Annotated in this window: 10 protein-coding genes; 8 read left to right on the forward strand and 2 right to left on the reverse strand. The window is 74.5% G+C overall.

All coding sequences use genetic code 11. The features are described 5' to 3' along the window. Positions 1 to 13 precede the first annotated feature (13 nt). From ABD254_RS12575 to add, 3 genes are all read left to right on the forward strand, one after another. A complete protein-coding gene (locus ABD254_RS12575; RefSeq protein WP_344248757.1) occupies positions 14 to 1699 on the forward strand; it encodes a ribonuclease J in 1686 nt (561 codons plus the stop codon). Positions 1700 to 1930: 231 nt separating this feature from the next. Next, positions 1931 to 2755 (forward strand): DUF4328 domain-containing protein, encoded by an 825-nt coding sequence (locus ABD254_RS12580; RefSeq protein ID WP_344248758.1) that lies wholly within the window; start codon positions 1931 to 1933, stop codon positions 2753 to 2755. Further along, complete coding sequence (add, locus tag ABD254_RS12585; protein WP_344248759.1) at positions 2752 to 3765, forward strand: adenosine deaminase; 1014 nt, start codon at positions 2752 to 2754, stop codon at positions 3763 to 3765. Before ABD254_RS12580 ends, add begins: the two co-directional genes overlap by 4 nt. 48 nt (positions 3766 to 3813) lie before the next feature. On the opposite strand, the gene ABD254_RS12590 is transcribed toward add, so the two are convergent. Further along, entirely contained in the window at positions 3814 to 4398 is a 585-nt protein-coding gene (locus ABD254_RS12590) for a TetR/AcrR family transcriptional regulator (RefSeq protein ID WP_344248760.1), read from the reverse strand. Positions 4399 to 4490: 92 nt separating this feature from the next. Here ABD254_RS12590 and ABD254_RS12595 point away from each other — a divergent pair, with 92 nt between their 5' ends. Continuing rightward, the gene (locus tag ABD254_RS12595) at positions 4491 to 4904 is read left to right on the forward strand and encodes a hypothetical protein (RefSeq protein ID WP_344248761.1); all 414 of its coding nucleotides are present in this window, start codon (positions 4491 to 4493) and stop codon (positions 4902 to 4904) included. Between the two features lie 64 nt (positions 4905 to 4968). After that, positions 4969 to 7788 (forward strand): FtsK/SpoIIIE family DNA translocase, encoded by a 2820-nt coding sequence (locus ABD254_RS12600; RefSeq protein ID WP_344248762.1) that lies wholly within the window; start codon positions 4969 to 4971, stop codon positions 7786 to 7788. A 59-nt stretch (positions 7789 to 7847) separates the two neighbouring features. Here the strand turns inward: ABD254_RS12600 and ABD254_RS12605 are convergent, their stop codons facing one another. Further along, positions 7848 to 9167, reverse strand: coding sequence for a CapA family protein (locus tag ABD254_RS12605; protein ID WP_344248763.1), 1320 nt, complete (start codon positions 9165 to 9167; stop codon positions 7848 to 7850). 95 nt (positions 9168 to 9262) lie between these two features. Here ABD254_RS12605 and pgsA point away from each other — a divergent pair, with 95 nt between their 5' ends. The 3 genes from pgsA (at position 9263) to ABD254_RS12620 (ending at position 10915) form a co-directional block, all read left to right on the forward strand. Next, entirely contained in the window at positions 9263 to 9862 is a 600-nt protein-coding gene (pgsA, locus tag ABD254_RS12610; RefSeq protein WP_344248764.1) for a CDP-diacylglycerol--glycerol-3-phosphate 3-phosphatidyltransferase, read from the forward strand. Beyond that, on the forward strand, positions 9859 to 10332 hold the full coding sequence (locus ABD254_RS12615) for a CinA family protein (protein WP_344248783.1): 474 nt from the start codon (positions 9859 to 9861) through the stop codon (positions 10330 to 10332). Before pgsA ends, ABD254_RS12615 begins: the two co-directional genes overlap by 4 nt. 235 nt (positions 10333 to 10567) lie before the next feature. Beyond that, a complete protein-coding gene (locus tag ABD254_RS12620; protein ID WP_344248765.1) occupies positions 10568 to 10915 on the forward strand; it encodes a helix-turn-helix domain-containing protein in 348 nt (115 codons plus the stop codon). Positions 10916 to 10976 lie beyond the last annotated feature (61 nt).

A 10976-nucleotide genomic window follows, 5' to 3' on the forward strand; every position in this document is an offset into this window, starting at 1 on the left:
GCCTGGAGGCCCCGTGAGCCACCCTCACCCCGAACTTCCCCTGCCCCCCGTCCTGCCGTCGAAGGGGCTGCGCATCGTCGCCCTCGGCGGCCTGGGCGAGGTCGGGCGCAACATGGCCGTCCTCGAGTACGAGGGCCGCCTGCTGATCATCGACTGCGGCGTCCTCTTCCCCGAGGACCATCAGCCCGGCGTCGACCTCATCCTGCCGGACTTCGAGTACATCAAGGACCGTCTCGACGACATCGAGGCGATCGTGCTCACGCACGGGCACGAGGACCACATCGGCGCCGTGCCGTACCTCCTGCGGCTGCGCCGCGACATCCCGCTCGTCGGCTCGCGGCTCACGCTCGCGTTCGTCGACGCCAAGCTCAAGGAGCACCGCATCAAGCCGGTGCTGCGCGTCGTGGCGGAGGGCCAGACCGAGCGGTTCGGCGTCTTCGACTGCGAGTTCGTCGCCGTCAACCACTCCATCCCGGACGCGCTGGCCGTCGCGGTCACCACCGGCGCCGGCACCGTGCTGCACACGGGCGACTTCAAGATGGACCAGCTCCCGCTCGACGGCCGCGTCACCGACCTGCGCGCCTTCGCGCGCCTGGGCGAGAAGGGGGTCGACCTGTTCATGGTCGACTCCACCAACGCCGAGGTCCCCGGCTTCGTGACCAACGAGGTCGAGATCGGCCCGGTGCTCGACAACGTCTTCGCCCAGGCCGAGAAGCGCGTCATCGTCGCGTCGTTCTCGTCGCACGTGCACCGCGTGCAGCAGGTGCTCAACGCCGCGCACGCGCACGGCCGCAAGGTCGCGCTCGTGGGCCGGTCGATGGTGCGCAACATGGGCATCGCCGCGGAGCTCGGCTACCTCACGGTCCCCCCGGGCGTCCTCATCGAGCTCAAGCAGGCCGCGAGCCTGCCCGACGACCGCATCGTCTACATGTCCACGGGCTCCCAGGGTGAGCCGATGGCCGCCCTGAGCCGGATGGCCAACGGCGACCACAAGGTCCAGGTCGGGCACGGCGACACCGTGATCCTCGCGTCGTCGCTGATCCCGGGCAACGAGAACTCGGTGTTCCGGGTCATCAACGGCCTCACGCGGCTCGGGGCGCGCGTCGTGCACTCCGGCAACGCCAAGGTGCACGTCTCCGGGCACGCGAGCGCCGGCGAGCTCCTGTACTGCTACAACGTGCTGCGGCCCAAGAACGTCATGCCGGTGCACGGCGAGGTCCGGCACCTCGTGGCCAACGCGGCGCTGGCCGTCCGCACCGGCGTCCCGGCGGACCGCGTCGTGCTCGCCGAGGACGGCGTCGTCGTCGACCTGGTGGACGGCAAGGCGTCCGTGGTCGGCGCGGTGCCCTGCGGCTACGTCTTCGTCGACGGCTCCACGGTCGGCGCCGTCACGGAGAACGAGCTCAAGGACCGCCGGACCCTGGCCGAGGAGGGCTTCGTCTCCGTCTTCGCCGTGGTGGACACCGCCACCGGCAAGGTGCTCGCGGGGCCGCAGATCCTGGCCCGAGGCATGGCCGAGGACGCCGCCGTGTTCGAGGAGATCCAGCCCGACGTCGTGGCCGCGCTCGAGGAGGCCATCGCCGGGGGCGCGACCGACACCTACCAGCTGCAGCAGATCATGCGGCGGGTCATCGGGCAGTGGGTCAACCGGCGGCTGCGCCGGCGGCCCATGATCGTGCCGGTGGTCGTGGAGGCCTGAGCCGGAGCGCAGCGCAGGGTGGGGGCCGCAGCGGAGCAAGGCACGCGCCCGTAGCGGAGCGCAGGCTCGGGCCGACCAGGAGTGTGGAGGCCTGAGCCGGAGCGCAGGAACAGGACCCGGCAGGGCCGGCACGGGGCGACCCGTGCCGGCCCTGTGGATATCTCGGCGGGTACCCGACGCCGCACGGCTACGGTGCCGGGCACGTCCCTGAACGCCCGAGAAGGAGCGCCGATGCCGTCCGAGTCCGTCCAGCCCGCCGTCCGTCCCGCCGCCCGGCCGGTGGTCGTCCGTCCGACGTCCGTGCACCGGTCCGACACCCGGCGGGGGCGGTCGACGGACCTCGAGCCGTTCCCGGCGCTCCCAGCCGGGTGGACGACGCCGCCGGCGCCGGTCGGGCTCGCTCGGGCGTCGATCGCACTGGCCCTGGTGTGGGGAGTCGTCCAGCTGCTCCTGCTGGCGTCGGCACCGGGCGAGGTCGCGCAGCGTGCGGCGGGAACAACGGCCGCCGCCCCGACGGCGTACGCCTGGCTGTCGCTCGGACTCCTCGTGGTGCAGTCGGCGGCCCTCGTGGTCGTCGGCACGTGGGTCCGCCGCAGCCAGGTCTTCGCGACGCACCTCGCCCCTGGCAATGGGCCTCGGCGTGGTGACGCCTGGCCGTGGTTCGCGTGGGTGCTCCCCGTCGTCTCCTTCTGGTTCCCATGCCAGATGGTGCGGGACCTGCGACGCGCCACCATGGGGGAACGGCTCGCCGCGCACCGCGCGGGCTCCCTGGGCGCGTGGTGGGGCTGGTGGGTGGCGCTGTCCCTCGCCACGAACTCGGTCGCGCTCCGGGCCCTCGACCTCAGGCCGGAGGAGCCGGTGGTCCTCGTGCCGTACGAGACCGTCGTGACGGTCCTCACGTGGGTGCCCTTGGTCCTGTGGGTGGGGATCGTTCGCGAGGTCACGCGGGTCCAGCGCGAGCGGGCGGTCGTGCCGACCGGCGGCGTCCGGCGCTCGGCCGTGTCCCGGCCGGGGCGGCGAGGTCCCGGCGCCGCCGACGTAGCCTGCGGGGCATGACCGCGACCACGCCGCCCCCGGCGCGCCCGCCGCGCGCCGAGCTGCACCTGCACCTGGAGGGCACGCTGGAGCCCGAGCTGGCGTTCGCGCTGGCCGAGCGGAACCGCGTCGCCCTGCCGTACCGCGACCCCGGCGAGCTGCGCGCCGCGTACGCCTTCGGCGACCTGCAGTCGTTCCTCGACCTCTACCACGCGACCTCGCAGGTGCTGCGCACCGCCGACGACTTCGCGGACCTCACCCGCGCCTACCTGCGCCGGGCCGCGGCGGGCGGGGTGCGGCACGCCGAGATCATGGTCGACCTGCAGACGCACCTCGAGCGGGGCGTCGCCCTGGAGGACGTCGTCGCGGGCCTCGCCGAGGGCGTGGCGGACGGCGAGGCGTCGCACGGCGTCTCCGGGCTGCTGATCCTCGCGTTCCTGCGACACCGCCCGGCGGCCGAGGCCGAGGCGGTGCTCGACGCTGTCCTCGCGGCGGGCGCGCCGTTCGCCGCGGTCGGCCTCGCCTCAACGGAGGTCGGGTTCGCCGCGACGCCGTTCGCGCGGGCGTTCGAGCGTGCGGCCGCGCACGGGCTGCGCCGCACCGCGCACGCGGCGGAGGAGGGTCCGGCGTCGAACGCCGTCGAGGTGCTCGACGTCCTCGGGGTCGAGCGGGTCGACCACGGGATCCGCGCGATGGAGGACGAGGCCGTGGTGGCGCGCCTCGTGGCCGAGCGGGTGCCGCTGACCGTCTGCCCGTGGTCGAACGTGCGCCTGCGCGCGGTGCCGTCGCTGGCGGCCCACCCGCTGCCGGCGATGATGGCGGCCGGCCTGAACGTGTCGATCAACTCGGACGACCCGTCCTACTTCGGCGCGTACGTGGACGAGGTCGACGACGCCGTGACGGCGGCCTTCGCGCTGACCCGCGACCAGCGGGCCGACCTCGCCGCTGCGTCGTTCGCCGGGTCCTTCCTCCCGCCCGAGCAGATCGCGCGGCACCTCGCCGCCGTCGACGCCTGGCGCGCGGCGGGCTGACAGAACGGCAGCTCGCCCTCGGCAGCGTACGAGCGCACGGGGGAGCGCTCAGGTCCTGAACAGGGCCGGGCCGAGGGCGCCCGCCGCCGCCTCGTAGCGGGCGGCCCGGGCGGCCTCGTCCCCGGGGAGCAGGCCGGCCAGCTCGAGCGAGACGAGGCCGTGCACCAGGCCCCAGAGCCCGACGGCCACGGTCGCGGCCTGCTCGGGCCTGGCGGCACCGAGCACCCGCGCGACGGCGTCCCGCAGCACGAGGAACGTGGGCTGCTCGACCGGGGGCGGCGCGTCGGCGCCGGGCCGCACGGCCCGGTCGAACATCGTCCGGTAGAAGTGCGGGTCGGCGAGCGCGCTGTGCCGGTACGCGGCGCCCAGGGCCAGCAGGTCGCCCGTGGGGTCGTCGGTGCGCCCCACCGCGGCGAGGCGTTCGGCGAAGCGGCGGAAGCCCTCGGCGCTGACCGCGGACACGAGCGCGTCGCGCGAGCCGAACAAGGCGTACACGGCCGACGGGCTCGTGCCCGCCGCGGCCGCGACCGAGCGCACCGACACCGCCTGCTCCCCGCCCGTCGAGATCGCCCGGGAGGCGACCTCGAGCAGCCGGGTGCGCAGGGCGTCGTCGTGCAGCCGTGGGCGAGCCATGCCGCGAGCGTAGACCCCTTGACGAGAGTTTGCGAACGGTGTTCTATAACAGTGTTCGTAAACAGGGTTCCCGTCGACCAGAGGACGTCACCGTGCTCGAGCTCTCCGATCCCGCCCGCGTCACCGCGGGCATCGTGCTGCTGACCGTCGTGGGCATCGAGTCCGGCGGGTACTTCCTGGTGAAGGTCGTCACCGGCAAGGTCGCAGCGACCGGCTTCCAGACGTCCTTCTTCCGGGCCGGCCACGCGCACGCCGGGGTGCTGGTCATCCTGGGGCTGCTGTGCCTGCTGCTCGCCGAGGCGACCGACCTGGCGGGCTTCCCCCGCTGGCTTGCGGCCACCGGGGTGCTCGTCGGGGCGATCCTCCTGCCGGCCGGCTTCTTCTTCTCGGCGATGGGCGCCGGCCGCCGGTCGCCGAACCGCGCCGTCGTGCTGCTCCCGCTGGGGGCGCTCGCGCTCGCCGCCGGCGTGGTGACCCTCGCGTTCGGGCTCCTCACGGCGGGCTGAGGTCCGGGACACGCGTCCGCGACCTGCGCCGTCGGCCCCGCGTCCGCGGGTACGGTGGGACATCATGGCGACCCGGACACCTGCCCGGAAGGTCACCGGGACCCCGCGGGGAACGGCGCGGACGGGGCGGAACGCGTCCGTGTCCGCCCCTGCTCGTCGCGCGCCCGCGCGCAGCTCGTCCTCGCGGGCCGGTGGCCGGAGCGGCAAGGGCTCGGGCCGCACCAAGGGCTCGTCGGGCGGCACCCGCCGCTCGCCCGCCCGGCGCCCGGCGCGCAGCGGTCCGTCGTGGCCCGTCCGCGCGGTCCGCGGGCTGTACCTCGGCGTCGCGCACGGGCTGGGCGCCGTGACCCGCAGCATCACCAAGGGAGCAAGAGACCTGGAACCCGAGCACCGCCGAGACGGCGTCGCCTTCTTCCTCATCGCCCTCGCGCTGGTAGTGGCCGCGCGGGAGTGGTGGGGGATCTCCGGCACGTTCGGCGACGTCGTGCACGCCGTCGTCGCCGGCACCGTCGGCCTGGCCGGGGTGGCCGTGCCCGTGCTGCTGCTCTGGCTCGGGTTCCGCGTGATGCGGCACCCCGAGCGGGGGCAGGCGAACTCTCGCGTCGCGATCGGCCTGACGTTCATCGTCGTGTCGGTGTGCGCGCTCGTCGCCGTCGCCGAGGACACGCCCGCGCCGAGCGACGGCTTCGCCGCCCTGCAGGACGCGGGCGGCATCATCGGGTACGTCACCGCCACGCCCGTCGTGACCGGCGTGACCGAGTGGGTCGCCGTCCCGCTCTTCCTCCTGCTCGGTTTCTTCGGCCTGCTCGTCGTCACGGCCACGCCCGTGCACCGCATCCCCGACCGCCTGCGCGGCGTGTACGACCGGCTCACGGGCAACCACCGGCCCGAGGAGGTCGGGGACGACGGTCTCCCGCTGGCCGAGGGTGTCTCGCGGCACGACGGCTCGGACGGCGCCGCGCCGCGCCCCAAGCGCACCCGCAAGACCAAGGCGCAACGCGCGGCGGAGGCGGCGGAGGCGGCAGGGCTGGACGAGTACGCCGGCGACGAGGCTTTCGAGAAGGCGGCCCTGCTGGAGAAGGAGGCGGCCGCGGCGCGCACGGGCTCGACCCGCAAGGTCGACAAGGCGGCGCCCACGCAGGTCGTCGCGGCGGGGGCGGCGGCGGCCGTCGGTGCGGAGTCGCCCGCGCTGGTCGAGGAGCCGGCCGGAGCCGCACCGCCCTCCGACCTGCCGCCCATGGGTCGCGGCACCCAGCCGATGCTCGACGGCGACACGGTCTACCTGCTCCCCAGCGAGGACTCCCTCGGCAAGGGGGCGCCGCACAAGACCCGCTCGGCCGCGAACGACCGCGTCGTCGAGGCGCTGACCAAGGTCTTCGAGGACTTCGGAGTCGACGCCCAGGTCACGGGTTTCACCCGCGGGCCGACCGTGACCCGGTACGAGGTCGAGGTCGGGGCGAAGACGAAGGTCGAGCGCATCACCTCGCTGTCCAACAACATCGCGTACGCCGTCGCGAGCGCCGACGTGCGGATCCTGTCGCCCATCCCCGGCAAGTCCGCGATCGGCATCGAGATCCCGAACTCCGACCGCGAGACGGTCGTGCTCGGCGACGTGCTGCGCTCGTCGGCCGCGCGCCGCACCGAGCACCCGATGGTGATGGGCGTCGGCAAGGACGTCGAGGGCGGCTACGTCGTCGCGAACCTCGCGAAGATGCCGCACATTCTCGTGGCCGGCGCCACGGGAGCCGGCAAGTCGAGCTTCATCAACTCGATGATCTCGTCGATCCTCATGCGCTCGACGCCGGAGCAGGTGCGCATGATCCTCGTCGACCCCAAGCGCGTCGAGCTGACGATCTACGAGGGCATCCCGCACCTCATCACGCCGATCATCACCAGCCCCAAGAAGGCCGCCGAGGCCCTCGACTGGGTGGTGCGCGAGATGGACGCGCGCTACGACGACCTCGCGGCCTTCGGGTACAAGCACCTCGACGACTTCAACGCCGCCGTCCGCTCGGGCAAGGTCCAGCCGCTGCCGGGCTCGGAGCGCAAGATCGCGCCGTACCCGTACCTGCTGGTCGTCGTGGACGAGCTCGCGGACCTCATGATGGTCGCGCCCCGCGACGTGGAGGCGTCGATCCAGCGCATCACCCAGCTCGCGCGCGCGGCCGGCATCCACCTCGTGCTGGCGACGCAGCGCCCGTCGGTCGACGTCGTCACCGGCCTCATCAAGGCGAACGTGCCCTCCCGGCTGGCGTTCGCGACGTCGTCGCTCGCCGACTCGCGCGTGGTGCTCGACCAGCCGGGCGCCGAGAAGCTCATCGGCCAGGGCGACGCGCTGTTCCTCCCGATGGGAGCGGCCAAGCCGATGCGCGTGCAGGGCGCGTGGGTCACCGAGTCCGAGGTCCACGCCGTCGTCGAGCACGTGAAGTCGCAGCTCAAGCCCGTGTACCGGGAGGACGTCACGGCCCCGGCCGCCGCGAAGAAGCAGGTGGACGAGGACATCGGCGACGACCTGGACCTGCTGCTGCAGGCCGCGGAGCTGGTGGTGACCACCCAGTTCGGCTCCACGTCGATGCTGCAACGCAAGCTGCGCGTCGGGTTCGCCAAGGCGGGCCGTCTCATGGACCTGCTCGAGTCGCGGGAGATCGTCGGCCCGTCGGAGGGGTCGAAGGCGCGCGAGGTGCTCGTGCTCCCCGACGACCTGCCCTCGGCCCTCGCGCTCATCCGGGGCGAGACGTCCCAGGCGTACGACCAGGAGGCCGACGGCGGCGCCCCGGCCCCGGCGGCCGACCCCTACGCGGACGGGACCGACGGGCACGCGCCGCCGGTCGCGACGGACTACCACGACGGCGCGGACACCGACCCGGAGCACGGCTGGCGCTGAGCCCGGCCTGAACCGCACGCGAGCCGGCATCGTCCCGGGCACCGCGTCGCGACCGTCGTTCAGCCGCGCCGCGGGACGACGTCCGGCGCGGGGCCGGTCGGCTCCTGGGGCGCGATGCGCTGCTTCGCCGCACCGCCGACGGCGTCCGCCACCCGCTCCTGGCGGGCCGCGATCTCGGCGGCGGAGAACGTCGTGCCGGCCGGGTCGTGCCTCAGGTCGGGCAGGGCACGCACCTCGTGGCCCGCGGCGATGTCGACGGTCGTGCCGGTCCAGCGGACGCCCGTCACCCGCGCGGGCGAGCCCGGGGCCTCCTGGGTCACCGTCGCGGACAGGAGGACGCCGTTGCTCGTCCGCGGGTCGCAGCAGTCGTCGGACTGGTTGGACAGCAGGTTGCCGAGGCCGTAGGCGACCCACATCCCGTCGCCGTCGGGCCCGCGCCCGACCCGGTCGATCGCCTGCGGCACGTGCGCGTGGTGGCCGATCACGAGGTCGACCGCGCGGGACCGGGCCAGCCGGCGTACGACCTCCGTCTGCTGGTCCGTGAGCACCTCGGTGTACTCGACGCCGGCGTGCAGGCTGACGAGCACGAGGTCGGCGCCCGCCTCGCGCGCCGCGCGGGCCTGCTCCACGATCTCGTCGGCGTCGATCAGGGTCACCGCCCACGGAGCCTCCGCGGGCATCGGCAGGCCGTTGAGGCCGTAGGTCGCGGCCAGGTGGGCCACCGTGACCTGCCGTCCCGCGCGCTCGAGGTGGTAGAGCTGGGGCGTGTCCTGCTCGGCGGCGGCGCGCGCCGTGCCGACGTGCCCCATGCCCGTCGCGTCCAGGCGGCGCAGCGTGGTGCGGACCCCCGGATAGCCGCGGTCCACGGAGTGGTTCGACGCCGTGGAGCAGCCGTCCCAGCCCTGCTCGCCGAGGTCGCGCACCAGCTCGCGCGGCGCGCCGAAGAGGGGGTAGCCGCTGGCCGGCGTCCCTTGCGGGGCGACGGGGACCTCCAGGTGGCACAGCGCGAGGTCGGCGCCGGTGACCCAGGGGTCGATGCCGGCCAGCAGCGGGCTGAAGTCGATCGACCCGTCGGCCCCGGTCGCGGACGCGACGACCGGGCCGTGGGGCAGGATGTCGCCGGCCGCGAGGAGCGTGAAGCGCGCCGCCTCGGGGGTGGGCTCGGGCGCGGGCGAGGTGGCGGGCGCCGACGACGCCGGGCCTCCCGCGGACGTCCCCGCGTCGGCCTCGGGCCCGGGTGCGTCCTGGGACCCCGGCGGGAGGACGCCCGTGAGGGCGGCGGCGACCACCGCGGCCGTCGCCGCGGAACCGAGCGCGACGAGGACGAGCCGGAGGCGTCGGTGCGGGCGGGGTCCGTCGTCGGACGTGTGGCGGGCCACCCGAGGAGGATAGAGCGCCCCGGGTGCTTGCGCACCGACCGTCCGGCAGCGACCGCGGCGGCGCCGGGTGAAACCCGCGCGGATAGGGTGGGCCCGTGGTCACGGAAGCTCCCTCGCCCTGGAACATCGCCAACGCGGTGACCGTTCTGCGCATCCTGCTGGTGCCGGTGTTCGCCTGGGCGCTCCTCGTCGAGGACGGGGAGTCGGTGACCTGGCGGCTCGTCGCGACGGGGATCTTCCTGCTCGCGGCGCTGAGCGACCGCGTCGACGGACATCTGGCGCGGTCCCGCGGCCTGGTCACCGACGTCGGCAAGCTGCTGGACCCGATCGCGGACAAGGCGCTCGTCGGTGCCGCCCTCGTCCTGCTCTGGTGGCCGCTCGGCGAGCTGCCCTGGTGGGTGCCGGCCGTGATCCTGGTCCGGGAGCTCGGCGTGACGGTGCTGCGCATGGTGGTGCTCCGGTACGCGGTGATGCCCGCGTCGCGCGGCGGCAAGATCAAGACGGTCCTCCAGATCGCGGCGATCTCGCTGTTCCTGCTGCCGCTCGCGCACCTGCCGGCGTTCGTGGGCGTCGTCGCGTGGGTCGTGCTCGCCGTCGCGATCGTCGTCACGGTCGTGACGGGCGTCGACTACGCGGTGCAGGGGTGGCGGCTGCGAGCCGAGGCGCGGCGTCGGCCGGGCCGCGCGGCGGCATGACGGCGGCGTCGCCGGCGTCCGAGGTGCTGGACGCGGCGCGGTTGGCAGGCCTCACGCTCGGCGTGGCGGAGTCGCTCACCGGCGGGCTGCTCGTGGCCGCGCTCGTCGAGGTGCCGGGGGCGTCGGCCGTGGTGCGGGGCGGCGTCGTCGCGTACGCGACCGAGGTGAAGTCCTCGCTGCTCGGCGTCGACGCTGCGCTCCTCGCCGCGCGCGGCGCCGTCGACCCGGACGTCGCGACGCAGATGGCCGACGGGGTGCGCCGGGTCGTCGGCGCGGACGTGGGCGTCGCGACGACGGGCGTGGCCGGGCCCCAGGCGCAGGACGGCCACCCGCCGGGCGAGGTGTACGTCGCCGTGAGCGCGCCCGGCGCCGCGCTGGTGCGGCGCCTGGATCTCGGGGGCGACCGCGCGGCCGTCCGCGACGGCGCGGTGCGCGCGGCGCTCGAGCTGGCGCTCGAGGCGCTCCGGTGAAGGATGCGTGACGGCTCGTGATGCCGGGAACAAGGGCCCGGGGCGAGACGTTGCGGCAGTTGTGATCACCGACAGGGCACGAAGCCGTCTCGATCTTCGCCCCGCACGGCCTGAGCCGCCGCGGGCACGATACGGTAGTGCCACCCCTGGAACCAGGGGCAGGACAGGACGGACGAGGACCACGGTCACGACCGGACACCAGCCGGCAGGGCCGGACACGGAGAGGGGGCGCGAGATGGTCGTACTGCGACGAGAGATCGGCGACGTGCTGCGCGACGCGCGGCAGCGTCAGGGGCGCACCCTGCGTGAGGTGTCGTCCGCGGCGAGGGTCTCGCTCGGTTACCTCAGCGAGGTCGAGCGCGGTCAGAAGGAGGCGTCCTCCGAGCTGCTCGCGTCCATCTGCGAGGCGCTGGACGTCCCGATGTCCATCGTGCTGCGCGAGGTGAGCGACCGGATCGCCGTCGCCGAGGGCCTGCACATCCCCGACACCATCCCGGCGGACGTGTTCGCCGGCATGCTCAGCCGCGGCGAGTCCCGTGGCGTCGGGCCGGCACGGCGCGAGGACCTCGCGCCGGTCGGCTGATATGTAGGCCTGTTCTGTCAAGTGGCAGGGCGAAGTGCCCGCCTCGGACCGTCGTCCGGGG

It is taken from the genome of Isoptericola hypogeus (assembly GCF_039531145.1).
GTDB lineage: Bacteria > Actinomycetota > Actinomycetes > Actinomycetales > Cellulomonadaceae > Isoptericola > Isoptericola hypogeus.

Excerpts from the sequence above, each read along its gene's own strand:
- ABD254_RS12580 (WP_344248758.1), top strand. The coding sequence starts at position 1,931 with ATGCCGTCCGAGTCCGTCCAGCCCGCCGTCCGTCCCGCCGCCCGGCCG.
- add (WP_344248759.1), top strand. The coding sequence starts at position 2,752 with ATGACCGCGACCACGCCGCCCCCGGCGCGCCCGCCGCGCGCCGAGCTG.
- ABD254_RS12590 (WP_344248760.1), bottom strand. The coding sequence starts at position 4,398 with ATGGCTCGCCCACGGCTGCACGACGACGCCCTGCGCACCCGGCTGCTC.
- ABD254_RS12600 (WP_344248762.1), top strand. The coding sequence starts at position 4,969 with ATGGCGACCCGGACACCTGCCCGGAAGGTCACCGGGACCCCGCGGGGA.
- ABD254_RS12615 (WP_344248783.1), top strand. The coding sequence starts at position 9,859 with ATGACGGCGGCGTCGCCGGCGTCCGAGGTGCTGGACGCGGCGCGGTTG.
- ABD254_RS12620 (WP_344248765.1), top strand. The coding sequence starts at position 10,568 with ATGGTCGTACTGCGACGAGAGATCGGCGACGTGCTGCGCGACGCGCGG.